The organism is Kibdelosporangium persicum (assembly GCF_013280595.1).
GTDB lineage: Bacteria > Actinomycetota > Actinomycetes > Mycobacteriales > Pseudonocardiaceae > Kibdelosporangium > Kibdelosporangium persicum.
This window is the reverse complement of sequence record NZ_JAAATY010000007.1, coordinates 202,227-227,554: the sequence shown is the minus strand read 5'-3', so window position 1 is coordinate 227,554 and position 25,328 is coordinate 202,227. Positions and strand designations below refer to the sequence as shown.

The 25,328-nt window shown below is 67.6% G+C and carries 20 protein-coding genes; 13 read left to right on the top strand and 7 right to left on the bottom strand.

All coding sequences use genetic code 11. The features are described from left to right. The first annotated feature begins 102 nt into the window (after positions 1-102). Together GC106_RS15555 and GC106_RS15550 are read left to right on the top strand one after the other, a co-directional pair. Entirely contained in the window at positions 103-537 is a 435-nt protein-coding gene (locus GC106_RS15555) for a hypothetical protein (protein ID WP_173130345.1), read from the top strand. A gap of 199 nt (positions 538-736) precedes the next feature. Beyond that, the gene (locus tag GC106_RS15550; protein WP_217280543.1) at positions 737-3,808 is read left to right on the top strand and encodes an AfsR/SARP family transcriptional regulator; all 3,072 of its coding nucleotides are present in this window, start codon (positions 737-739) and stop codon (positions 3,806-3,808) included. Positions 3,809-3,848: 40 nt separating this feature from the next. Here GC106_RS15550 and GC106_RS15545 read toward each other — a convergent pair whose 3' ends face one another. Next, the gene (locus GC106_RS15545; protein ID WP_173130339.1) at positions 3,849-4,328 is read right to left on the bottom strand and encodes a winged helix-turn-helix transcriptional regulator; all 480 of its coding nucleotides are present in this window, start codon (positions 4,326-4,328) and stop codon (positions 3,849-3,851) included. An 829-nt stretch (positions 4,329-5,157) separates the two neighbouring features. Between GC106_RS15545 and GC106_RS15540 the strand changes: the two genes are divergently transcribed. From GC106_RS15540 to GC106_RS15500, 9 genes are all read left to right on the top strand, one after another. After that, positions 5,158-5,412, top strand: a complete 255-nt coding sequence (locus GC106_RS15540) for a hypothetical protein (RefSeq protein ID WP_173130336.1) — start codon at positions 5,158-5,160, stop codon at positions 5,410-5,412. Between the two features lie 42 nt (positions 5,413-5,454). Continuing rightward, a complete protein-coding gene (locus GC106_RS15535) occupies positions 5,455-5,658 on the top strand; it encodes a hypothetical protein (RefSeq protein WP_173130333.1) in 204 nt (67 codons plus the stop codon). Between the two features lie 37 nt (positions 5,659-5,695). Next, positions 5,696-6,886: an AAA family ATPase gene (locus tag GC106_RS15530; protein WP_173130330.1), complete on the top strand. Its 1,191-nt coding sequence runs from the start codon at positions 5,696-5,698 to the stop codon at positions 6,884-6,886. 51 nt (positions 6,887-6,937) lie between these two features. Then, a complete protein-coding gene (locus tag GC106_RS15525; RefSeq protein ID WP_173130327.1) occupies positions 6,938-8,692 on the top strand; it encodes a vWA domain-containing protein in 1,755 nt (584 codons plus the stop codon). Positions 8,693-8,764: 72 nt separating this feature from the next. Next, the gene (locus GC106_RS15520) at positions 8,765-9,022 is read left to right on the top strand and encodes a hypothetical protein (protein WP_173130324.1); all 258 of its coding nucleotides are present in this window, start codon (positions 8,765-8,767) and stop codon (positions 9,020-9,022) included. Next, positions 9,019-9,543: a hypothetical protein gene (locus GC106_RS15515; RefSeq protein ID WP_173130320.1), complete on the top strand. Its 525-nt coding sequence runs from the start codon at positions 9,019-9,021 to the stop codon at positions 9,541-9,543. Before GC106_RS15520 ends, GC106_RS15515 begins: the two co-directional genes overlap by 4 nt. Before the next feature lie 240 nt (positions 9,544-9,783). Next, positions 9,784-10,362: a hypothetical protein gene (locus GC106_RS15510; protein ID WP_173130317.1), complete on the top strand. Its 579-nt coding sequence runs from the start codon at positions 9,784-9,786 to the stop codon at positions 10,360-10,362. Positions 10,363-10,394: 32 nt separating this feature from the next. Continuing rightward, positions 10,395-10,745 (top strand): hypothetical protein, encoded by a 351-nt coding sequence (locus tag GC106_RS15505; RefSeq protein ID WP_173130314.1) that lies wholly within the window; start codon positions 10,395-10,397, stop codon positions 10,743-10,745. 936 nt (positions 10,746-11,681) lie between these two features. Beyond that, complete coding sequence (locus tag GC106_RS15500) at positions 11,682-12,335, top strand: hypothetical protein (protein ID WP_173130312.1); 654 nt, start codon at positions 11,682-11,684, stop codon at positions 12,333-12,335. Between the two features lie 76 nt (positions 12,336-12,411). Here GC106_RS15500 and GC106_RS15495 read toward each other — a convergent pair whose 3' ends face one another. Then, positions 12,412-13,299, bottom strand: a complete 888-nt coding sequence (locus tag GC106_RS15495; RefSeq protein ID WP_173130309.1) for a MarR family transcriptional regulator — start codon at positions 13,297-13,299, stop codon at positions 12,412-12,414. A 320-nt stretch (positions 13,300-13,619) separates the two neighbouring features. Here GC106_RS15495 and GC106_RS15490 point away from each other — a divergent pair, with 320 nt between their 5' ends. Then, positions 13,620-14,501 carry a restriction system modified-DNA reader domain-containing protein gene (locus GC106_RS15490; RefSeq protein WP_173130307.1) on the top strand — a complete coding sequence of 294 codons (882 nt, stop codon included), beginning with the start codon at positions 13,620-13,622 and terminating at the stop codon, positions 14,499-14,501. Positions 14,502-14,959: 458 nt separating this feature from the next. On the opposite strand, the gene GC106_RS15485 is transcribed toward GC106_RS15490, so the two are convergent. Beyond that, positions 14,960-15,541, bottom strand: a complete 582-nt coding sequence (locus GC106_RS15485; RefSeq protein WP_217280591.1) for a DUF3885 domain-containing protein — start codon at positions 15,539-15,541, stop codon at positions 14,960-14,962. Between the two features lie 993 nt (positions 15,542-16,534). Here GC106_RS15485 and GC106_RS15475 point away from each other — a divergent pair. Beyond that, positions 16,535-17,695, top strand: a complete 1,161-nt coding sequence (locus tag GC106_RS15475) for a DUF6461 domain-containing protein (RefSeq protein WP_173130301.1) — start codon at positions 16,535-16,537, stop codon at positions 17,693-17,695. Here the strand turns inward: GC106_RS15475 and GC106_RS15470 are convergent. The 4 genes from GC106_RS15470 to GC106_RS15455 all read right to left on the bottom strand — a co-directional run bounded on the left by GC106_RS15470 (position 17,692) and on the right by GC106_RS15455 (position 25,321). Beyond that, on the bottom strand, positions 17,692-18,591 hold the full coding sequence (locus tag GC106_RS15470; protein ID WP_173130298.1) for a hypothetical protein: 900 nt from the start codon (positions 18,589-18,591) through the stop codon (positions 17,692-17,694). The genes GC106_RS15475 and GC106_RS15470 overlap by 4 nt on opposite strands. Positions 18,592-20,550: 1,959 nt before the next feature. After that, entirely contained in the window at positions 20,551-21,525 is a 975-nt protein-coding gene (locus tag GC106_RS15465; protein WP_173130295.1) for a C40 family peptidase, read from the bottom strand. A 6-nt stretch (positions 21,526-21,531) separates the two neighbouring features. Continuing rightward, a complete protein-coding gene (locus tag GC106_RS15460) occupies positions 21,532-22,605 on the bottom strand; it encodes a replication-relaxation family protein (protein ID WP_173130292.1) in 1,074 nt (357 codons plus the stop codon). 70 nt (positions 22,606-22,675) lie between these two features. After that, entirely contained in the window at positions 22,676-25,321 is a 2,646-nt protein-coding gene (locus GC106_RS15455; RefSeq protein ID WP_173130290.1) for a DUF8128 domain-containing protein, read from the bottom strand. Positions 25,322-25,328 lie beyond the last annotated feature (7 nt).

Here is a 25,328-nt window from a genome sequence, read left to right as displayed (position 1 = left end):
CCAGGTGTTGGGTCAGCCAGTCGGCTTGGACGGTTCACACGATCGACCCATGACATCCCCAGCGCTAGCACCGAAGCAGCCCGTTCACTGGAAGGAATCAGTATGGCAACCGAGGAAGAGATCGAACGCCGCGTCCAGCAGGCCGACACGGCCAGGAGTGCGAAGCGGTCCGCTGCGGCAAAGCAGGTCGGCGTACTCGCCCAACGCCGGACCGCCATTGCCGAGCAGCTCGACGACATCGAACGACAACTCGGCGAGGTGCTCGCCGACTCCAGCGACGTCATAGACATCGACGAGCTTGCGCGGTTCACCGATGTACCTGCCGCCGACCTGACCCGATGGCTCGCCGCCCGGAAACCAAGCCGCAGCAAGCGCAAGAAGCCCGGCACGGGTGTGTCGAGCGACGCGAACCGAGGTCCATCTACGACGAAGACGTCGACAACAGGCCAGGCCGCCGCAGCGCCCGAGACCGCGGTACCGCGCACGGACGCCCACGCTGCGGACACACCAGCCCGTGTCCCGGCCGGGGTGTCATGACCTTCCTCAACCACGCCGCCTGGGCGTGCGGAACCGAGATGCAGACCGAAGCTCGGCCCCTACGTGTGACACCCCGTGGCGTGGTGAGCGCCGAACCATAACCCGTACTGCCAGAGGAATCGAGCCAGCCGTGACCGCACCATCACACCAATCTCGCCGGGAGCCACAGCCACCGAACACGGGCCGCAGCGTCTGGTGGATGCTGACGGGCACGGTCTGGTTCGTCGGCCGGGTGCTGCAGGGTCTGATCGCCGCCGTGGTACTGCTCGCGCTCGTCGCGGGCTTGCCCTGGGCGCTGTGGCACTACATCGGCTGGCCGCTGCCGAACCACGTCCCCACCTGGCCCGAGATCGAAGGCGTGCTGCTCGGCCCGATGACCACCACGTTCCTGCTGGACTTCCTAGCCTGCCTGTGCTGGATCACCTGGGCCGCGTTCACCGTCGACGTCCTGCGCTGCACGGTGACCTTGGCACGCAGCGGCTTCGACACCGCCCGCCTGCCGGAATTCTCGGCAGCTGGTCCGATGCACGCTCTCGCAGCTGTCCTGGTAGGCGCGGTCCTACTGTCGGTGCTGGGCAACCGACCCGCACCAGCACCAGCCAGCTCCTTGCCCACCGTGTCCGGAACTGGGTCGCAGGTCGTGGCGACCGCCTCAGCGTGGCATAACCCGGCGCTTGACGGTCAAGCGGCAGTCCGCACAGCGGTCCTTGCCATTCAGGCACGCCAAAGTGTCGCCAGCGCGCCCGTGCATCCGGAGTCGGTGGTGGTGCTGGCACCGCAGAACGGGGTGCACGACTCGTTGTGGCGGATCGCGGCGCGCACCCTCGGCGACGGCACCCGCTGGCCGGAGATCTTCGAACTCAACAAGGGCAAGCCACAACCCAACGGCAAGCCGTTCACCAAGCCGAGCCTGATCTTCCCCGGCGAGGAACTGCTCCTGCCCGCCGACGCGACCGCGCCACTACCGCCTCCCCCATCAGCGCCCCGTCCCGCGCCCACTCCCCCAACGCCATCGACCACCGCCCCGCCACCGACAAGCATCCAACCGTCCACTCCAGCGCCACCCGCGCCATCCACACAGCACACGCCGCCCGCAGCGACCGGCACGAACTCGCAGCCGTCGACGACCCCGGAGCCGGGCTTCAGCTGGGGACCGGAACTGTTTGTCGGGCTCGGGCTGGCCGGCGCGGTCAGCGCGGCATTGCTGATCGCCCGCCGCCGTCACCGCAGCCGGTATCGGCCCGGCAGCGGCGATCGTAACGACCTGCCGGTGGCGCCGGTGGTCTACCAACTGCACCTGGCGCACCTGCGCGCTGAACAGGACGACGAGTTCGACCTCGACCCAGACGTCGAGGGCGAGCGCCCCCAGCACGCCCCTACGCCGCGCGTTGTGGTCGGTGCGCCCCAGACCGGCTCCGACCAGCACCCAGTCCTCGCTCCAGGACTGGGTGTGCGGGACGGGCGCGAGGTCGCGCTTGACCTCGCGACCGCCCGCGGCCTTGGACTGGTGGGAGCCGGCGCTCCGGCGGCCGCTCGCGCGCTGCTGGTGGCCGCGGTCACCTCCCGCACCGACCATCTCGCGACATCGGCCCGGGCGAGCGTTGTCGTCCCTGCCGACGACTTGGCCGCACTGCTCGGACGCGGAACCGCCCATGCGCAACTGCCCGCAGCCCTGCGCGTCGTCACCGACCTGAACGACGCGCTCGACGCGGTGGAGGCCGAAACCCTGGTGCGCGCCACGGCCAGCCGTGACCGCGACGCCCAGCCTGGGACATGGCCAGCGCTGGTGCTGGTCGCACGACCCCCACAACACCAACGCCAGCGACTGCAAGCGGTCTTGGACAACGGCGCCCCGTTCGGTGTCACCGGAGTGCTGCTGGGCCAGTGGCAACCCGGTGTGACCGCCTACGTCCGGAAGGACGGCACCGTCTCGGCGACCGGCCCTGGCCTGGGTGAGGCTCTGCGTGGAACTCGGATGTTCCGCCTCGGCGACGATGACACCGCCGAGCTGCTCACCCTGCTGCACCAAGCCGAACCCGACCCGCCAGCCGAGGACGACCTCACGGTCGCGGCGCCGGTGCCGTGTCCTCGAGTCGTGCCGACCCACCCTGCCGGCAGCAACCAGGCGCCGGGCGAGGCAGGCCACGCTGACGAGCGCGCGGTCCAACTGGAGGTGACGGCCGCGGTCGAGCGACCAGAGCCGCCGGACACCGAGTTGGAGATTCTCGGTCCCGGTCCCCTACCGGAGCACGGCGCTCGGCAGCGCCCATCGGTCAGGACGGCCCAGCGGCCTGCCGCGCCGCACGTCGCCGACCACAACCAGCACACAGGCGAGGTCAACGACGAACCAGCGCCGGCCGGTGAGCCCACCATGACCGCAGCCCAGACTCCGCCACCAGTTCGAGGCAACCACCAAGCGGGCACGAACTCCGCGGCCATCATGATCACCGTGCTCGGTGGCCTGCGCGTGCACTGGACCCCCGAACCCGATGCCACCGGTACCGCCGATCGGCAGGGCCGGGAGATCACCGGAGCGTTGCAGCCCAGAACCAAGGAGTTGCTGGTGTTGTTGGCGCTGCACCCTGATGGCGCCACGCGCGAGATGCTTGTTTCGGCGCTGTGGGGCCAAGATCCGCCGACCCGTCCGACCAACGCCTTGCACACGGCGCTGTCGCGGCTGCGTTCGGCGCTGACCACGGCCACCGGCGGCGTGGTCACCGACATTGTCTCGGTCGATAACGGCCGCTACCAGCTCCATCCCGCGATGGTCCAGGTCGATTACTGGCGCTTCGCGCACGCGGTCGCCGCCCGCCGCGCCGCGTCCACCGAGCAGGCCCGCGTCGCGGCCTACCGGGAGGTGGTCAACAGCTATGGCGGACCGCTGGCCGACGGCATGGGCTGGGAGTGGATCGAGCCCGCGCGTGAAGCGATTCGGCGCGACGCGATCGATGCCGTGGCCGCGCTGGCCCGTGCTCTGGTTGACTCCGATCCGCAGCAGACGCTGGATCTGCTGGAGGTCGCGCGGGCGTTCGACCCGCACAACGAGCTGCTCTACCGCGACATCATGCGGCTGCAGGAACGGCTGGGACAGCTCGACGCCATCCCGCGGACGCTGAACTTGCTGACCACCCGGCTGGCCGAAATCGATGCAGCGCCCACTCCGGAGGCTCGGGGACTGGCCGCCCGGCTGGGCCAGCGCCGCGACCACAGGCCTCCTGCCCCTGCGAGGTCGACCACCCTGGGCGAGCGCGGCCGAAGCGCCGCCAGCTGACGAGGCCGTTATGCCGTGGTGTCGGTCAGGCGCAGTCCGCTCACACCGTGCGGGAATCCTCGGGTCGGGATTCGTCGTCGTCTCCGTCGGCGCTATCAAGTGCGGTCAGTGTGCCTGCCTCGTCACTGTATCCGCGGCTACGCGCTTGCGCCTTTGCGATGAGATCCGGGTTTCGCCTGACCCATTCGACGAGCGGCTCCAACAGTTTGAGAAGCTCGGCGACTTCCGGTCTCAGCGAGTAGAAGACTTTCGGCGGAAAAGTCTCTGTGTCGCGCGTACGCACCAGAAGGCCTTCTTCGGTCATCTTTTTCAGTGTGCGCGCAAGGATGCTATCGTGCAGGACACTGTTTTTGTCCGACCATTCTTTGTCGAGGGAATAAGACTTGATCGTGGAAAGAATCTCCGCGCGCCGCATCGGGCCATGAGAGAGCGTCACGTTGATCGCGGGAGCCCACTTGTCCGCGAAGAGGTACCTCACGTTGTAGAGATCCCGCAGGAACTGCTCGTCGTCTGCCGCCATGCCGCCTCCCCGTTACACCGGCCCGGTCCCCTCGCCGCGCCCTGCCCTTCCGCCGCACACCGACGCGACCCTGATCGCGTCTGCGAGCGCCGTGGCACGGTCATGCCTGCTCAGCGCGCCCGCCGCCATCGCCGCGCCTCACCATGGAGACGCCGCAGGACTCTCGATATTACGCCGAACGGAGCAATGCGTACTTCCGTAGTTCTACTCAGTCGATCTATCTACCGAACGTTACGCAGGGTGACCAAGGTGGCGTCCATCGAGACGGTTAGTGACGGCCAGCACGGGTTCATACGGGGGATCAGGATGGGGTTCATGCGGAGGATCAGGTTAGAGGACCACCGTCTGCATGTTGCGAAGGTGCTGGTCACCGGGGCCACCGGGGGATCCGCTGGTATCCCAGACTCGCTTGTCCACAAGCCGGTAGACACATCGGGCGGGCTGCGCGGCCAGTGGTTTCACCGCAATACGGTGACCGTCTTTTCTTTCCGCTCACCGGCGAGCTTCACAGACTTCACCATTCTCTCATGTTTACATTCTGTTCCTGCAGTTCGCATTGCCATTTCCGTCCACGGCTACAGTGCACCCTCGCGGCCGTCGACCTGCGGAAACTCGCCGTGAGGGGCAGGAGATTTGCAGCCGCACGGACGACTTCCCATTCGCCATCAAACCGATGGCGTCGAATTTCCGCGAAAGAGTCTTGAAATGGGCGGCCATTCCCCTTGCATTCGGCACGCCGTGGAGTAACAATTGAATTAGCACCGGGGAACCGGAAACCACACCGAATACCACACCCGGCGGGAGCTATGTCCACCGAAAGGGGCGAACCGTGAACACCGTCGATATCGCAACCATTACCGCTACCGCCGAGGATTGGTGGGAATGCGCGTGCGGCAACGATCCGACGTTCGCCGGTTTCGCGCTGACCGACGAGACGGGCCGTGATTTCGACGATTCGCCGGGCCAATGGCCGGGACGGTACTACCTGTGCCGTTCCTGCGGGCTGGTCATCGACTGGGCAACCGTGGACCTGGCCGCCCGCACCGTCCGCGTCGTCGGTCACATCCCCACGCCGCACAACTAGCCGACCCCGCCGCACGGGCACGCAAGATCGAAAGGATCCACGGTGATAACCATCGGTTCGCAGGTCGTCGTAACCAGGATTGCGACGGAAGGCGTGGTAACCGCCTTCTACTACGGCACCGGTTACCGCCGGAATCTGGTCCAAGGCGTCTGGCTCTCGACCGACGCTGGCCGTGTCCCGGTCCGGCTTCGTCGTGGCACCGAGTACACGCTGCCGGACGGCACCGTCGGTCGCGTCGTCTCCTGACACACCCGCGCAAGATCGATCGGAAAGGAACACCGCGATGACCACGCCTATCCCGCCCGCCACCGCCACGCCCACCGCCTCGACGGGTGGGTCGGTGTTCCGGTTGCGCAACGGCGAACTCCGCGCGATGGTGGCGCGGGTTCTGGTCGACTGCGGGGGCACGTCGCAAACCCCGCGCAATATCGCCGCAGCGCTTGGCGGTCGGTCGTCGGGTGCGGTCGGCAATGCGCTGAAATCGTTGGCCGACCGGGGTGAAGCCGAGGTCGCGTCAACCGCCCCGCTGATGTACAAGGCGACCGCGAAAACGGAGTCGGTGGCCGCCGCCATCATCACACCCGCCCCGTCCGGCACAGCCCGCCCACGTCGCCCGAAAAAGACGGCCGCCACCACGCCGCCCGCCCCGTCCGGTGTGACGGGCACGGCGGCGGTGGTGACCGGTTTGGTCACCCGCCCGAACGGCATGGCCTACCACCCCCGGCTGCTGTCCGGGATGCCGGACGTCACCGCGCTACGGCGGTTGCGGGACGCCGGAGTCGCCGCCCTGCTGTACGGGCCACCCGGAACCGGCAAGACCTCGGTCGTCGAGGCAGCCTTCCCCGACCTGTTGACCGTGCAGGGCGACGGCGACACCACGGTCGCTGACTTCGTGGGTGAGTACACCCAAACCGACGATGGCCGCTACGTGTTCGTGCATGGTCCGCTGGTGCGCGCGATGCGTGAAGGGGTGCCGCTGTTCATCGACGACGCCACCCTGATCCCGCCGACCGTGCTCGCGGTGGTCTATCCCGCGATGGACGGCCGCCGCCAGATCGTGATCAAGGCCAACGGCGGCGAGGTCGTCGACGCCGCCGAGGGTTTCTACGTAGTCGCCGGACACAACCCCGGCGTGCACGGCGCGATCCTCACCGACGCGTTGTCGTCGCGGTTTTCCGCCCAGATCCACGTGTCCACCGACTACGACCTCGCCACTCAGCTCAAGATCGACCGCCGTGCGGTGAAGGTCGCCCGCAACCTCGCCACCCGACAGGCCAAGGGCGAGATCGGGTGGGCGCCGCAACTGCGTGAGCTGATCGCGTTCCAAAAGATCGCGGACGTGCTGGGCGCGGACGCCGCCGCCGGGAACCTCGTCGGGATCGCCCCGGACGAGGACCGTGACACCGTCGCCGCCGCCGTGCGCGATGCCTTCGGCACCACCGTGAAACCCCTCGCCCTCGGTGCCCGCATCTGACCCCACCGCCGCCACCGTGCGCCCGCCACCCGTCCGGAAAGGACACTCGCGATGACCGCCCACCTGGTAGCCGACCCCGGCGCGACCGGTGCCGCCGTGTTTCCCGCCCGCCCCGAATGGCTCACCCTTTCCGCCGCGCTGGCCGACGAGGTACCCGTGATCGCCGACCGGGAGGACCTGCTGGTCAGCATCGCGCCCGGCGCGGGCGGGGGTGCCCCGGCATGCTTCGACCCGGCCCGCGCGGTCATCGAGATCGACGGCACCCACCTCGGTGTGGACCCTGCCACCGTGGATCCCGCCAACCTGGCCGACCGCGCCCGCTACGCGACCGCGTGGGGTCTGCTGACCCACGAGTGCGGGCACGCCAAACACACCGCATGGGACGCACCCGAGGGCACCCCGCCCGCCGTGATCGCCGCCGCCATGCTGTTGGAAGAGCCCCGGATGGAAGCCGCACAGATCCGCCGCCGCCCGGACGACCGGCACTGGCTCCGCGCGTCGGCGACCAACCTGATCCTCGCCGACACCGACGCCACCGACCCCGCCCGCGCACCGAAGATGACCACGGCGGACGCCGCCCACACCGCCGCCCTGGTGCTGGCACGTGTCGACGGCGGCATCCTCACCGCCACCGAAACCGCCCCGGTCGCCACCGTGGTCGAGAGCATCCTCGGTGCCGACATGCTGGCCGAGTTGCGCGCGTTGTGGCGGGAAGCCCTGCGCACCGCCGATGACGACGCCGAGGCGATGATCGGCCTCGGCAGGCGGTGGTGCAAGGTCATCGGCACCGACCCCGACAGCCCCACCCCGCCGGATCCGGCTTCGTCCAGTGCCCCCGACCCGTCGGGCGGGTCGCCTGTGCCCTCGCCGCTGACCGAGGCCATCGGAAAGGCCCTGGCGAACGTGGCGCGGGCGGTAGCGGACGAGCCTCCACCCGAGGACCCCGCCGTCGTCGCGGCAGCGGCGAAGGCCGCGGAGGATGCCGCGCGCGAGGACGCGGAGGACGCCGCGCGGACGGTGTTCTCCAGCGAGCACTACACCGGGACCGGGCGCACTGCCATCGCGGGCACCCGCAAGCCCACCGCCAAGGAGCGCACCGCCGCGCGCGTGCTGGCGCGTGCCCTGTCCACCGCCGGGGTCCGGGATCGGGTGGCGGTGAAGTCCACCTCGCTGGTCCCGCCGGGACGGTTGCGCATGCGCGGTGCACTCGCCGCCGACGCCCAACGTGCCGCTGGTGCCATGCCGACCGCCGAACCGTTCACCCGCACCACCCGGCGCACCGTGCCCACCCCGCCCCTGCGGCTGGGCATCGCGTGCGACGTGTCCGGGTCCATGGGACGCCTGCGCCGCCCGGTCGCCTCCACGGCGTGGATCCTCGCCAACGCCGCACGCCACGCCACCGTGCCCGTCGACACCGCCACCGTCATCTTCGGCCGCTACGTCCGCCCGATCACCCGCCCCGGCACCGTTCCGGACGTCGTGACCGAGTTCGAAGCCGACGACGACTACGAAAACATCACCACCGCCACCGCCGCCCTCGACGGTGCCCTCGGGCTGTCCCAACCCGGTGCCGCGCGGCTGTTGGTGATCGTCTCCGACGGACACCTCGTCCACACCTACCAACGCCACGAGGGACAGAAACTGATCAACCGGCTACGCGCCAACGGATGCGCCGTGCTGTGGCTGACCAACAACCCCGGCGACACGCCCCTCGACGGCGTCACCGTGCACCAGCTGACCAACCCCACCGCCACCGCCCAAGCCATCGGACGCGCCGCCACCGCCGCCCTGCGCGCCGCGCGCTGACCACCCTCGGTCCAGGGGCGATAACCCCGCCCCGGACCCCACCAACCACGAGCACCGTCGGAGGTGTCCATCATGAACGACAAGCACATCGCCACCGTGGGCGACCTGATCGCCGCCCTCGACCGCTACGACCCCACCACCCCGGTCAGACTCGCCACCCAACCCGACCACCCCATCGAACACACCCTCGGCCACATCGTGTGCACCCCCGACAACACCGAGGGCGACGACACCCCGCACACCGACCCGCCCGTGGTGTGGCTCGGCGAGGGCGAACAGATCGGCTACCTCCCCGGACCCGCAAGCAACGCCCTCGGGTGGTCACAGTGACCAACCCAGCATCCACGACCCCGAACACCACCACGCCCCGACTCGCCGAGCGTGCCGTGCACGCCGCGCGCACCTACCGCACCGCCGACCGCGACGGGTTCTACCGCCGCCACGACACTCCGGAGGAGTGGAACAGGTGGGCACGTCGCGCTCGCGTCGCCCGCACCATCGCCACCGCACTGCGGGTACCCGTGGACGCCGTACTCGTCACCAACGACCCGCACCGGACCTACCGCACCCGAACCGGACCGGTACCCGGTGACCTGATCACCGTCACCGACCCGTTAAGCGGACGCGCGTGGCGGTTCATCCCCGACGTCACCACCCCCGGCGACGGATGGCTACTGCTGGACCGCTGCCCCGACTGCGAAGCCGAGATCCCCGCCACCCGCGTCGCCAGCCTCGCCGACCTCAGCCAGTACCTGGACCCCGACGACGAGATCTCGCCCGCTGACGAGGCCCGCGACACGTCCCTCCACCGACCGGGATGCACGTTCGCCCTGCCGACCGTCGGCGACTAGCAGCTAACCCGCGCCACACCTCCCACGACCACGGACACTGTCGACGCCTTCGGCACAGTCGCCCACGACAGGCACCACCGCCTTGTCCCCAGACTCGTCGCCGCGGACTCGCCAGCGAGTCCGCGGGGCGGGGCTTGGCACCTATAGGCGACGTAACCCCGATGAACGCCCCGTGCGACCGCATCCCGTACTCGCCACTCGCTGCCCCCACAACCCCAATCCCACGCGACGGAGACCACCATGACTCCCTCAATCACCGAACATGACCAGGACGCTGGAGCCTCCTCGAGGCGCTATCACTACACCGGCGTCGTCGAGATCGCCGGGCACACCGTCCGAGCCCGCGTCGTGCGCGGCTTCTACGGGAAAGACAGCGGAGCCGTCGCCGAGGTGCTCACCGACCAAGCGGAGTGGATCAGCCTCGCCGCTGACGCGCTCAACAACTGGTGGCACGACACACCACCGCCAAGTCCGGACGTCCACGCCGCCACCGTGCTAGGCCCCCTGGCCGAGCGGCTACTGCGCCGGGCCGCCAAGATCCTCGCCGCACCGCAGACCATGGTGACCTTCTCGCCCCACATCTACCAAGCGGTAAGCGCGTTGCTGGCCACCAGCAGCGGCTTCAACGGCGAATGCCACATCGACCCGGACGACATCGCCTGGGCAACCAGCCACGGCGGCGCACTACACATCTTCGAGCACCCCGACGGCAGCGTCACCTTCACCAAAGCCCACCGCGACGAATGCCCTTTCGTGGCAAGCAAAGGCAGTCAGGACTGTGACGACGAATGCTACTTCGACCTTCCGCAGCGGTCGTAGGAACCGCACGCACCCCATCGGAGAGACCATCCATGACCGCCTACGAAGTACCCGAGACCGTCATCCGTCGCTTCACCGAAAACGGCTGCGAGGTGACCGCGATCGTCGCCGATCCCGCCGACGCACAACAAACCCTGTACGGCACCGTCACCCACAACGGCGCACTCGTCGGCAGCTACTACTGCGCCGACCGCGTCCACCAGTCCGACTGGCGCATCGTCACCGCCCTCGGACATCCCCTCACCCTCGACGACCAACCCGTCAACCCGGTCTCCGAAGAGGCCGCCGTCCTCGTGCTGACCACCATCCTCACCGCCCGCGACAGCTACGAGGTCGATCAGCGGCTCCGCGACGCGACCCGTCCGCCACATCGTGACCAGTGACCGCCACCGCCGACCGACCTGCTCGACGTCTGGACCGACGAGGACCACAGGCAAACACCCCGCCACGTCTGCCCGTAGCCGTGGCCGGACAGCCTCGCCACACGGGACCTGAGTTGTTCACGTTCCCCGACGGTCGGGTGTGGATCACGACCGGACGCGCATGGCTACGTGTCCAGCAGTGACTGTCGCGGTAGGACTCAGTAATAGCCATCCCTACTAGCACCACAGGAGTTCACGGTCGCCGAAACCAAGGAAAGGACGCGCGATGAACGACAACAATGAAGCGCTCAAGGCGAACAGTTCCGGCTCCTGGACTTCGAGCCGAACTGCCCGGACTGCCGCCGTCATCGTCGGTGAGCCACACGAATACGACGAGTACGACGGCGGGTGTGACATCGCCCTGCCTGGTGACCGGACTGCAGCGGCTGATGTGCGACCTCGACCACGACTGCGGGGCGAGACGTCTGGACCGGATGGTGGCCCGGTCATCTCTTCACCTACACCGGCTTCCGGGGCCTGCCGGTCTCAATCCGCGCCACCTTGCTGCTGCCGGTGCCACCGGCCTACCTCACGCTCGCACCGCGGCGAGTCGCCGCCGCCGTGCTTGGCGCCGCGGGGTACGTGCTGGCCAGCGTTGTCCTCTGCCCGACCTCGCCGCCCCGGCGATCCGCGAGATCATGCACGGTTTGCTGCGGCCCGGGCTCGGGGCCTGCACGCGCTGCCTGCCGATGAGCCGTTCGCGCATGAAACGTTTGGTGACCGCGCCGCGGTTCCTGCTCGACGCCGACCGCTACGCCGAGGGCCACAACCCTTGACCACGCCCGTGAGCTGCTGGAGTCCGCGCCGACGTCGCCGCGCAGGCCGTCACCGCCCACCGCACCCACCAACCACACCCGTGTCCACCGCGCTGACCACCCTAACGACAAGGTTCCGATCATGGGTTTCACCGGTTTGCTCATCCTCGCCCGCACCCCGATCTCGCTGCTCGACATGGACCTGCTGGCTTCGCACGAGGCGGAGCTCGTCGGCCGCCACGACGACCACTGGCAGCTGGCCGCCGTGATAGGAGACTTCCCGGACGTATCCGGCTTGGCCGCCGCACTGGTCGAAGCCACCGCAGCGCCCACGCTGATCGCGGTCGTCGACGACAGCGACACCGCGCTGCTGCTGGCCAACAGCCCCAACGGGCACCGGTGGATCACGGTGCTCAACACCCCGCCTGACAGCGCGGGCCGGGCAGCGGTCGCCGACACCAGGGCGATGACTGCGATCGCCGAAGCCGCTGTCGCTTGGGCCGCCGAAGCCGGACACACCGTCGCCACCAACGCCGTCCTGACGGCGTTGTGCGAGGCCGACCACGACAACCGCGCCGCCGACCAAGCGCTCAGCGACGCCCTCGACGCGGGCGATTTCACGGCAACGCACGAGGTTGTGCGCAACCAGATCTCGTTCATCGAGGTCTACGTACTGCGGGTGCTGGCCGCGCTCGGGTTTGCCGTGTCGGTCCAGGACACCGGTTCCTGGTGGGCGCATCTCGCCAACCAGGCGCACGCGCCGTCCCCGCATCCCGGAGATCTGGCGACCGGATAGCGTGCGGACGCGAATGTGGTTGTGTCCCAACGGAGTTCCGCTGGGACACAACCACATTCGCCATGCCGTCGGGGCGTTAGTTCGTCGGCGCGGGGGCGGCCTCCTGCTCCGCCAGGGCGAGCGCGAAACGCCTCGGCTTGTCCTGCGTCCTCGCCGCCACGCCGCCCTCGACCAGCTTGTCCAGCGCGTTGCTGACCGCGCCCGACGACTTCCCGCCCAACGCGTTCGCGATCGCGGTGGGACCGAACTCCTCACCGGGGTGGTCGCGCAGGTAGTCCTCAACCATCCCCCGCAACCCGCCGGGTGCCAACCGTGCCTTCTTCTCGCCCGTCGCGTCCGCGCCATTCTCCGTCGTCGTGTCGCCGTCGGTCGTTGCGCCGTCCGCGCCGTTGGCGGCGGTGGGGTCGTTCACCTCGGCAACGACAGGCTCGGCTTCCACCGGGTCGGCTTCGTCGGAGTCGGCCGGGTCCTGCGCGCCATCGACTGCGGTGTCCGTCTGCTCGACGGGGTCTTCCTCCGTGACTGCCGAGTCGTTGGCGTCGGGTGCGTCCGGGGCGACCGTTTCGGCCTGCGTGGTGTCGGTCGTGTCGGCGTCGTCCGCCGCAGCGGTGTCCACTGGGGTCGGGTCTGCCTGGGTGGTGTCGCCTTCGGTGATCGCCCACAGGTCGGCGGCACGCCGCCCGCCCTCGGCGATCCCGGCGGTGCGGGCGACGCTGCCGTCGGCGGCCCATTTGACCAGGATCTTCTGCGCGGTCGACTTCCCGATCCTCGCTGCTGCGGACAAGTCGGCGGCGGTGCTGTTCGGCGCGGCGTGCAACGCCTCCCACAGCCTGTCTTCGGTGTCCGTACGGACCTTCGCGGCGACGGTCTGCTCGGGAACCGACCGCAACGTCGGAGCGGATCCGGTCGTGCTGGCGGCGGTTGTGATGGTGCGGGTTTTGCGGGTGCGGGTCTTGCTGGACATGACATCCCTCGATTCGCGTTCGTGATCGCTGCTGGGTGGTCATGCCCCGGCCGGAGCAGGTGTGGCCCGTGGTGCGCTTGCCGGTGTGTTCGGGCTACACGACTATGGACGCTTCCTTCGGCCCATGAAGTCAAGTGGGTTCAGCAAACAAGACGACCGTCTCGTGTAGACGATGGCGTATAGCTGGGATTTCGTTGCGCCACATGGGCCCACTTTGGCCCGGTGGCGCACACGTGCGTTGACAACAACGCGGTCACGAAGCGTCCATACACATCGGCCATCCGGCCACGACACCCGGAAACCGAAGGGGCACATAGACAATGACCACCGACCGCGACATCCACGAACCACCCGAACTGGCCGCCGACGTGGCCGTGGACGCGCCACGACCGGACCCCGACCCGATGGACACCACCGCGACCGCCGGGGCGTCACAGCCGCACGACGAGGCGACGATGCGAGCGTGGGAAGGGCTGCCACCGGACACGATGATCCTCGCCCCGGCATTCAACCCACCGCCGATGCGATGCCCCGACGACGTGTGGGCGATGCTCGTGACAGCGGTCGACATCATCGGCGACGCCGACCCCGACCGCGCGGGCGACGTGGCGTTGTTCGCCGGGAACTGGGTGCCAGAACAGCCCCCAGCCGACAACCTGTACGACGGCGACCTCGTCCTGCGCCTGACCCACCCGGCCGATCCCACGTACCCGCTGCCCCGCGACCACGCCGCCGATGTCGAGATGCTGCTGGCCTACCAAGGCCGTTGGCAGCGTGTTGGCCAGTGGGCTGGGGTCGACGACGGCTGGCCGAGTCTCGTCGCGCCGACGGCCGCCGCCGTGATGGGACTGCACGGCGACGCCACCGAGGCGGCGATCTGGTCGGAGACCCCGCCGTCGACCTCCCCGCCGCTGATCAAGTGGGCGCGCGGCGGCATCGCCGAACTGCTGGACGCCGGACTGGTCACGGCAGGCGAGGAACTGATCTGGAACCGCCGCAAACTCGGCGTCCGGCACACCGCCCGCATCCGGTCCGACGGCACCCTCGTCCTCGCCGACGGCCGGGTGTACGCCAACCCATGCGGTGCCACCACAGCGCTGGGCGGCAACCACCAGAACGGCTGGAGCGCGTTTCGGCGGGTATCCGATGGGCGCACGTTGGGTGACCTGCGGGCAGAACTTCGCGCGCGGCGCGGGCAGTAACCTACCCCACCCAGCAATCGTGCATGGTCCGAGCCGGAGCCGCTGTGCGACAGGCAACTGCCGTCGCACAGCGGCCCTGGCTGGCGGGAGGAGTCTTTGCGGAGTGGGCGGACCGTGTCAGAACGGGGTGCCATCGGGGTTGTCGTCCCAGCCACGCGACTCCACTGCCCGTCGGGTCCACGCGAGCACGACGGCGACGTTCTGGGCAGAGACTCGATGCCGCGGCTTCACGTCCACACAACGATCGGTGTGGAGTCGGTCAGCAGCAGGACGTCCGGGACGTGGCGCCGTATGCGCTGGTCGCGCTTTGCCTCCAGGAGAAACGGCTGCGCCACGATTCCGTGCACGGAAGCTCGTGTGATACGAGCGGCCAGTCCGCAACTGGTTTCCGCACTACTTGAGCACTCGCTGCCCTGGTCGGCGTGACCGGTCAGCGGACAGGAGCGGACAGGGGAAGCTCAGAGGCCCAGAGGGTGGGCGGAGAGCCAGTCGGTGTGACGATGTTTCAAGGCGTCACGTTCACCGGTCGTGGGCAGCAGGATGTCGGCGCCTCCGTCGTACGGGTGGTGAACGCGGTCGAAGGACAGACTGGTGATCATCACGTTGCCGGTGACATCGTCGGCCACAGCGCGGAGCAGGTCGTCCACGAGACCAGATCGCCAGGGCCTGCGACTGGCGTACAGGTGGGTATAGGTGATGAAGTCCGGATCCGTTTCGTCCTCGTCCGTGCGCACGGACGTCCAGTGAAGGGCGCCGGGGTTCCTGAGCTCGTGATGTGCGGGCAGCACCGGGGCATCGGTTGCGTCCGACCAGTCGGCGGTGACGATTCGGACCTCCTGTCCGTGGAACAGCTCGTCCAGGATCGTGTTGTGGCGATGGAGCACGATGTCGTACTCGGCGTCGTGGCTGGGATAGCGCTTGGATCCGGGCAGGCTGTGAATCCGCACCCATCGGTCGCAGTGGGCGTGTTTCAGGGTATGGGCCAACGGAGGGCACTCGGGCCACTGCCGCCGCCACAGCGCCGACAGGTCGTCGTCCAACACGCGATCACCTTCTCCAACTGGTAGTCGACCGATCTCCGCCTCCCGCTGGATCGACCGAGTCCGCGGAACCTACACGCGGAGTCAGCCGTACGCAGCCCGTTTATCCGCCCATCGGTATGAGAGTGCGTTGCGGTTCCCTGTCGACCAAGGCAAGGCATCCGCTGCGGACGTTGGTTGGGGATTCCCGCACGCCAGCTGCTCAGGCGGCGGTACGGAGATGGCTTCCGCCGAACTTGTGCAAATGCTCGTCCAGTGCTCAAGTTCATACGGAAATGCTCATCTTGCTGCGGAAGTTACAAAGGGTGTCCTTTCCGCTTTGAAGTGATCACTTTGGCGGCTTCCTCCTGCGGTTTCCGCAGTAGTTGATCACTACTGGTGGCATTTCCTTTCGGGCTAGTTGATCGTTGGCCTTGGGAACGATCGGACATCGCGCTGTCGCTGTACGGGCGGAAGCTGTACGAGCTGATGTCGGCCCACTGGCCGACCGCCGGCCAGGCGCCCCGGCGTGCCCCCGGTGGAGGCCGAGTACGCCCGGCTGTGGCTCGCGATGCCGAAGGTAGTGTTGTCGCTCGGCAAGCGCCTGGTGTCCGCACTATTTGATCATTCGCTCGCCTGAGTGGGGTGATCGACCCGTGGCACGAGAGCGAGATATGGGTTGTCAGGTCGATGGCGCCTAGGGACGCCGACGCGCAACTCAGCGCATAAGTGAGTCTTCTTAGACTAGCCTGCCGAGGCAACGTCGGGCGTAGATCACTGGGACAGCACAACGGACGTGGACAATGGGTGGCGTTCTGCGGGCTGAGAGCGATTGTGTCACCCGAGCGTGTGCGAGGAGTTCATAACCAGCGAAGAAACGGCGGCTCCACACGATGGGCTTTCCGACCCAAGCTCGGCGTGGCTCAGATTGGCACCGATAGGCTCGGCGGTGCTCCGTACAGTCATGAGTCGTCTGGCAGGTGAGGGAAGACTGTGTACTCAACGTTTGGGTGGATGAGTCGACTCAACAACTACTGTGTCACTGTCGTCGAGCAACCCGACCCCGTCCGAGTGCTAGCCGCGTTCGGCGCCGACCTGGATACCGCAGTGCGCGGAGATGCCCGCGACGAACTCGGCCTCTATAGCCTCGCTACCGGCTACCGGCCCGTGGTACGGGTGGTCGAGCACGGCCAATGGTGTGTCGCGGTCGAGAGCTTCAGCTTCGAAGGTATGCGTGAACCGGTCTTGCGGCGGTTGTCGGCGGCCAGTCGGGTGGTCTCGGTCAGTCTGGATCACATCCCTGAATACAAGATGGGGTTTGCCGAGCTTGGCGATGTGATCGGGCCGTTCCAGGTCCCCAGGCGGAGCGATGCTGGCTGGCATCAACTGGACGCGGTCGCAGACCGTGTCGGAGTGTCGCTGGAGAACTGGTCAGATGAACGCCGGATGCGCAGTGCCGTCGAGTTCGCGGGCGACATCTGTGGATTTCCGATTGACGACGGTGTGGTCGCTTCGCCGGGGACGCTGGGCGTGATCCTGCCGCTGCTTCCGGTGTCGTTCGCCGAGAGCGGCTCGGTCCGCTCGGACATCGACGCACAGATCGTGGCGCTGGCCGAGTCCGGGAGCTGCGAAGAACTAGCGCCGGCGGTGTCTGAGCAAGTGAGGGCCATGTTGGCTGATGTCGGAATCAGCTCAAGTGAGCTTCTGGATGCGCTTGCCGAACCGTCGGGAGTTGTGGAGGACGACTCTCCCGTTGGGCAGGCGTTGCGGCGTGTTGTCGCCGAACAGTGGTTGATCTCGGGTCCACCCGTGGGCTCCCGCGGCAGGAATGTCGATGTGCGGAGTGTGGACGCACGTGTATCGGCTGGTCTGACCGCAGCTGCGCTGCTCAGAAGCGGCCCGAGGGCGGCGGTGGCCAAGATGCTGGACTGTCGGCCGGGCTCGGAGTGGCGTTCTCAGTTGATCGCCGGGTGGGAAGGCGTTGTCGCGACACCCAAAGCGATCGAAGCGGCTGCGGCGAGACTGGCGACCCATATGTCCCGTCGGGCCCGGTCGATATCAGTTCCGGGGGATCGGCTTCCCGGTCGCGAACAGGCCGCCGAGCGGACGCGAGCCGTGCCCTACGCAGGACATCGGCCCGCGTCCGCCGCCGAATCCGATCGGTCGGAGTCTTAGAAGGCGTAGACGCCGACGTAGTACGGATCGTTGTCCAGCAGCCGTTCAGTGTTGGTGAGCGCTCCGAGATCACCGCCGACGCGGCTGTTCATAGGAAGCGGCACGTGAGCTTGCAGGCAACGTTCGGTGCCGAGCATCCGGATCGGCTCGTACCAGAAGTCGCCGGTCTGGCTGTCGTACCGGGGTATGACTTCCGCGCAGTCCTTACCGGAGAGACCTAGATACCCGCCGCTTTGCCTGGTTTTCGCGAATGCGTATTCGTCGCAGCTGTCATCTGTGACATCGGTCCGCGGCCTAAACGTGCTGTCACAGATCCTCTGCCGGTTGGCTTCCGCTGCAGCGTCATCGGCCAAACGGGTCAAAGGCTGGGTGCGTCCGAAACCGTCGGGCAACTCAAGCTGGCCTACAAGAATGCCGACCGCCGCCTCCTTGTGAACCGAGGTTGTGAGTTGCAGTTCCGGTTTAAAGAACGGGATTACGCATCCGGCGAAGTTGCTCACGAGGTCGTCACAGCGGAACATGTCCGACGGGATCGACCATTCACCTGTTGCCTGCGGCGGCACAGCCCCTGGCGTTTCTACAGTCAGAGTGTACGTGACGCCGAAAAAGTCGGCACGATTGAACGGCGACGCGCGGTAAAGCATAAAACCGTCGTGCGTCTGGCCCCACTCTGTGAACCTCTCTCTGGTGAACCCCACGTTGTCGACTGTGCCGCACGGTGTGCCACAGCGACTGGCCAGGGTAGCGACCGGGGAACGCAACTCCCCGCTGGACGACACCAGGGTGATCGCGGTGGAGTCCTCGATATCTAGGTTTGTCGCCGACAGCGTGACTTCGTGATCGATCGCGAGCACCGCTGTCCCCAGCACGACACCGGTCGGCACCTCGATGATCATGAATCTCTGATAGCCGTCGTGCAGGCACAGCTCCGTGCGGGTGACATACCACACGTTCGGGGCGCCCGGGCTGCACCACACATTTGTTGCTGCCGGTCCTACACGTGGCACTGGCTGAGGCGCCGAAGACTCCGCCGTGCTGGACACACACAGGACCTTCTGCACGCCCTGCTTCGCATAGTCAGCCAAGTTCGCATTGACTGTTTCGCAGTCGGGTGTCGCACTAGTGGCCTGACGGGGTCTGACGGGCACAGGCGGCTTCGGCTGCGCTTTGCCGAGGTTTCCAACAATCTTGGATAGGTCGACACGCTGGTGGTGTTGTGACTCCTGAGCCGTGGCCGGTGGTACGGCCGCGAAAAGCAAAGCAGCGATCGCAGCGCATACCACGCCTAATCTTCGTGAACCCACGACATCCTCCCATTGCGTAATGACATCATGCTGCCAGACTTCTCTAGTGACAGAAATTGTCGGCTTAATGACACGGAGGGCCCTCGCTAAAAATGCAAGCGGGCACACGAAATAACGCCTCAACGGCGTCGCTTGACAGTGCGCACCCACTACCGCGTCTGGCGAAGTTGTCCCCACCGAGCCAGCCGCAGAACAGACCCTAGCGATGTCACCCCGTGGTTGGTAAATAGCTCTCAGTGAGATTCACTCGGATGGCGGCAACAGGCGCCGTAACCCTCAAGTAGCCCCGACACCGCCATTTGCCCGCCGAGCTGGATAAGGCCAATTGGCTGCACAACATGTCGACCTTCGCCGTGGGAACATTGCCTTACTGACGAAGGGAACAACCGACGTCACGACTACATCACGACGGGAAGTGGGCAAACGTCCAACAAGGGCGGCGCTGTCAGCAGTTGCCACCTGCTGCCCCAGACTGATCGCGATTGGATCACGTATCGTAACTGCCGCCAGCGCCCCACCGTCCGCCAGGAAAGGATCACGTGTGTCAACCACTGCTCCTGATCCCGGACAACCCACTCGGCGATCTTCGCCACAGTGGACAATGCTGTTGATCGGATTGCTAGCAGCGATCATTGTTGCCGCGTCCGTGCTGGCCGCGACACTGCTGCAGCCGTCGGGCACATCGACACGCGCAGCGTTCACGACAGGCACGGTCGGAACAGATGTCACGGCCGTGCCCAACACTGCGCCTTCATCGGCCATTCCACCAAGCCAACGCGCTGCGGCGGGGAGCGCGGGAGACAACAACCTCATATATGAGGTCACCGGCTCCGGAGTCATCACGATCACAGCACCCGATGGACAGCGGCTGGATCGACCGGCTCTTCCGTGGCGAGCGGTCGCCCCGATGCAAAACGGACACACCCAGACCGTGCTCCTCGTCGCTATCACTGGTCCAGACGGAGGATCGGTGACATGCCGAGTAACGCACCAAGATGCAGTAGTTGCTGAAGACACGAAGTCTGGCCCAAACGCTCGAGCCACGTGTTCCGGCGTCGTACAGCGATAGGCACCGCTCAGGCCGTCCCGGCCAAACCCTGGCGGCGGCGAGCGGTGAAGCTGGCAGTGAGATCGCCGCACAAAGCTTCCACGCGTTAAGTGAAGTCCCGACATGGGAGACCGGTCAGCGGGCGAACCCTAGTTGAAAAATTCGGCAGATACCAATAGCGTCACCGGAACAATTCTGGGGTGATCCGCACCTCTGGCTCTACCCGTTCATAGCATGCACCATGTTGACCCTAGTCAACTTCACCTCCGTCCGGCACGCGGAAAAGTCCGCTGCGATTGTCGTTCCCGTTCGACGACGAAAAGTTTGGCGTCGTGGCCAACCGCGGTAACAGCGGCGGCTTCGTCGCCCGACGCTTGGCCCCGGGCAGGGTACACATCTTCGATGAACTAGTTGGGCGCTCCTTCCGTGGTACTTGATCAGGTGGTCATGTTGTGGTCATCTGCATACGGAAGAGGTCAAGTGTCCGCGGAACCTACAAAGGGTCAATTGGCCGGCCGTGTTGCTCCCGCGTAGTCGTCTCCTCGGTGTCGGTAGGGCTGGATCTTGACGACCTGTCCGCGGTCTGGTGCGTCGATCATCAGTCCTCCGCCGATGTAGAGGCCGACGTGGCGGATCTTGGTGTTGGGGTTGCCGTAGAACACGAGATCACCCGGTAGCAGCGGTTGCCCGTCGGGTACGCGTGGTCCGGCGTGGAATTGTGTGTGGGCGGTGCGGGGCAGGGTGATTCCGGCTGCGGCGTAGGCTGCCTTGGTGAGGCCGGAACAGTCGAATCCGCCTTCTTGTGGTCCGTCTCCGCCCCATACGTAGGGCAGTCCTCGTTGTCCGCAGGCGTAGTTGATGGCGGCTAGGGTAGCTGGGTTGGGGGCTTGGATGGCGTTGCAGTCTCCGGTGCCGACGACTTCGCTTGTGGTGGCTGTGCATGTGGCGCCGTGGACTGCGGCGAGTACGGCTCGTGCGGTGTGTTCGTGTTTGGCGTAGGCGCTTGGGGTTCTGGAGCGTTGGACGGCTTGGGCGGCGTCGTTGATGCTCATCTGTTGCCAGCCGGGGACGGCGAGCAGGTGTTGGTAGAACTGGGTGGCGGCGTAGGTGGGGTTCATGATCTGCGCTGGGGTGCCCCAGCCTTGGCTGGGGCGTTGCTGGAAGAGTCCGAGGCTGTCGCGGTCGCCGTGGTCGAGGTTGTTCAATGTGGACTCTTGCATCGCGGTGGCGAGGGCGACCAGCCAGCCGTGTTCCGGTACGTTCATCTGTCTGCCCACGGCGACGATGGTGGCGGCGTTGGCGAGCTGCGCCGGCCCGTATCCGGCGACGCGCGCGGACGTGTCTCCGGTGAGGACGCAGTCCAGGCTGCTGGTGCTGCTGCCGAACACCGCCGAGATCGTTCCGGAGACGCCATTGCCGATCAGCAGGGGGATGAACAGGATCAGCGCAAGCGCAGCGGCACCGACTTTCAGGATCATCGCGGGTCACCGCCTGCAGGTACTTGGCCCGCGCGGGTTCGGCGGTGGCATCGGTGTCGGCGCTGGCGCCATCAGCAGCGGCATGTCGGTGCCGATCGCCGACTCGCCGCCCTCGTTGTCGCTACTGGGCGCCGGGACGTGCGGCCAGGCGTCGAGCAACCGGTGCAGTGCGCGCCGAGGGCTGCCGCTGTCGCGGGTGGTGCTGGTGGTGGTGAGGGGCAGCCAGATCTGGTCGGCGGGGCTGGGGTGGGCGGTCTCGGGGTTGAGCATCTCGGCCGTGGTGGTGGCGAGCGGGACTGTGTCGGGGTCGTCGAGTCCTTGCCAGGCGCGGTAGAGCAGTCGGCGGGCGGTGGCCTCGCGTCGTGCGGTCGGCAGCCAGACCAGTAGCGGTGTGATGATGCCGGTGGCCTCGGCCAGCTTGGCGTAGCCGGTGAGCTTCCCGGCGAGCTTGGTCAGGGCTTCGGTGCCGAAGTCGTACTCGAGGAAGAATTCGACCTCCGCACCGTGGCTGGTCCAGCGGCCGTAGGCGTCGGGTTTGATCAGGTCGCCGAAGTGCCTGGCGCAGCGGGTCTCGGACCACCAGGCGCACAGGGCTGCGTGTTCGGCGGGGTCGCTGTGGCGGGCGTGGTCCACGAGGGCGGTGAACCAGTCGGCCACGCCGATGGTGTGTGCGAGCCGTAGGGAGTGGGCAATTCCGAAGGCGCGGTCGTGCCGGTAGCCGAGGTCTTTGACGTCCAGGCCGTCCTCGGCGGCCAGTACCGCGGCTCCGGCGGGCGCGAGGACGTAGTGCATGGGTGCCGTGCCGACCGAGACGAACGGCTGGAACCGGTCCACCACGCCCCACTGGAACAGTTCCCGCAACCGCATCCGGCCTGAGCGGAAGGAGGGGAACGCGAGTGCGGTGATCTGGTGGGAGGTGAGCACGCGGTGCTCGTGCAGCATCCGGATGATCCATCGGTCGCGTGGAGTCAGTCGCCATGCCAGCACCGCTTGGTGCTCGGTGGTGTTCGCCGCACGCGGGGACGGGCGAGTGGCTTTGTGGCCTCGCAGTGCTCGTTGCCTAGTGGGATTGGTGATCACGGCGCGAACCTCCAGAAAGGGTTGCGGGGAAAGGGCTTGCGTCCGCTGCTTTGTTGCGGCCTGGCGCGGGTCAGGGTTGGCGGCGGCGTGGGTCGGTGCTGTGTGGCCGGACGCGGGGCTGGTGTTGGTGCTCGCGGGTGATCGCCTGCGGCTGCCGGGTGGCTCCGGCAGGCTGCTGCGGAGCCCGGGTGTCCGAGCCGGATGCAGGCGGAGTGAGGGCAGAAGCGCGGCGGTGCAAGGCGCGGCGGGCGATGCCGCGGATGTCACGGGCGCGGCCGGGGATGGCGCTCGGGAGTGGTTGGGTGCGCATGGTGAACGGCTGCGCTTCCTCGCCGTTGAGCACGAGGCGCACGGCGGCGTGGAAGACGCCGAGGTGGGCCAGGTCGTGATCGGACAGCCGGGGTGCGGTGTGCCGGGACAGTTCCCGGGCGTCTTCTGGGGAGGCGTTGAAAAAGATCTTGCTGCGGGCGTTGGTGGACATGCCTTCCCGCAACTCTCGGGGTAGTTGGCCCAGGTGCTGGTGGGCCAGGGTCATCGCGACCCGGAATCCGCGGGCTTCGGCCAGCATGTCCTCGATCGGGTAGGGCAGGTTGAGGAAGTTGTGGCATTCGTCGATCACGAGGCTCGCATCGCGGCGTTGGCGTTGTGGAGTGCGGGCGCGGCCGGTGGTGGCCTGCCAGGTGCGCGCGACGACGAGCGATCCGACCAGTCGGGTGGTTTCCTCGCCGAGCGAGCCCTTGGGGATGCGCACAAGGCAGATGCCGCCATCCAGCACACTGGACATGTCCACAGTGGAAGGCCCGCCGGTGATGGCGTCCCGGACGAACGGCCGCAACAAGAACGCCCGGAGCTTGTTCATCAGCGGGCTGATCACCTGGCTGCGAGCCGAGTCGGTGAGTTCGGCGTACCAAGACCAGAATCCGCGCAACACCGGGTCGGTGATCCCAGCCGTCACTCGTGACCGGAACGCGGGATCGGCGAGCAGTTTCGGCAGATCGGCGAGGGTGGCGACGCCTTCCTGGGCGCGCAGGGTCAGGCAGGCGGCGCGCATGACGTCGTCGGTGCGCGGGCCCCAGAAGGCGCTGTAGACCCGTCGGAACACTGACACGAGGTTGTCGACCGTGAGGTCGGTTTCCCCGCCGTCCAATGGGTTAAGGCATGGTGGCCGGGTCTTGGAGTCGGCGTCGAAGAGCACGACACGGTCACCGGCCGAGCGGGGCAGGCGGGAAAGCACGTCGGTGACGAGGTCGCCTTTGGGGTCGATCAGCACGATCCCGCGGCCGGCTTCGGCGTCGGCCAGGATCATGTTGCCCAGCAACGTGCTCTTGCCCGAGCCGGTCGCGCCGATAACGTGCAGGTGGTGCCGTGCGTCCGGCACGCGTAGCGCGACGGGGCGTTCGTGGCCGGTGTCGGTGACGCCGATCGGCTTGGCCTGCGGTCCGGGTGTGGCGATGCCGGGCGGCGGGGCGATCGCGCGGGCACCGGCGCGCTGGACACCAGGGATCGCCTCGTCGGTCGGCAGGTGCGCCATCGCCGCCAGCTCGGCCACCGACAGCAGGTCGCCTTTGCCGAGTCGCCGGTCGGCCAGCGCTCGGTCGGGGTGGCGCAGGCGGTGGCGGGTGTAGTGGTTGTGCTCGGTGTAGGAGGCGAAACTGGCCGCCAGCGCGTGTGCCCGACCACGGGCCACATCCCGCGCGGCACGGATCTCGGCCTCGGTGGTGTCTGTCGGAAGGAGGGTGGCGACCGCGTAGCGGATGACGGTCTCGTACTGGGAGCCGCGCTGTTTGGTCACGATGGCGCGGTTCTGCGCGGCGTATTCCAGCGAGGTCTGCGGATCGGTGTGCAATGCCCCGGACTTCGTGGTGTGCCGCCGGACGGGGCTGGTTGTCATGCCGGGGGTGATCAGGTCGAGCAGGCGGCCGACGACGCGGGTGGAGCCGCCGGCGTGCACTCTGCGCGCGGAGCGGCGCGCCCGGGCGACGCGTCGGCCGGTGACCGGGCGGGCGAGGATCTGAACGCAGGCGTACTCGTCGCGGCCGAGCCCGACCGGGGCGCCGATCAGGGCACGGATCGGGTCGGCGGTGAAGTCGGTACGGATCGGCAGCGCCTCGGACCGCGCCAGGCGCAGTTCGCCGCCGACCACCAGCCGCCGCTGGCGGTCGTTGGGCGGCGGCAGGGGTGGATCGGCGGTGCCGACGCGGGTGTGCGCGCCGGGCCAAGCGGCCTCGATGGCGCGTTCGACCAGGCCGGGCGGGATCACGCCGGGCACCCAGAATCGGATGGCGACACCGGCCTCGGTGAACACGTACTCGCATGCCACGTGTGGCTGCCCGGTCAACCAGCGGCGCCAGGCGGGCCGCAACAGTCCGACCAGGTTGGCCCACAATGCCTGCCCGCCCGCGGGGTCGACGGTGGGTGGGGCGAGCACGGTGATCTGGCGGGCGTCGGCGACCAGTCTCGCGTGGCAGCGCCGCGCCCACCAGCGCCGACCGATCAGGAACCCGGTGATGCCCAGGGCGAGGACCGGGGCGACGATCGGCCCCCACGCGATCGCCCCATCCCGCAGGCGATCGAGCAAGGTGAGCAGGGCACCGCCGGGATCCCGCAGGTAGTCCCCGAACCACCCGTTGGTTATGCCCGTCCGCGCGATTCCGGTAGACGTCAACGGAATGGGCACATCGGACGGGATGAGGGCAGCCGGTATCGAGGCAAGCATGACGGGT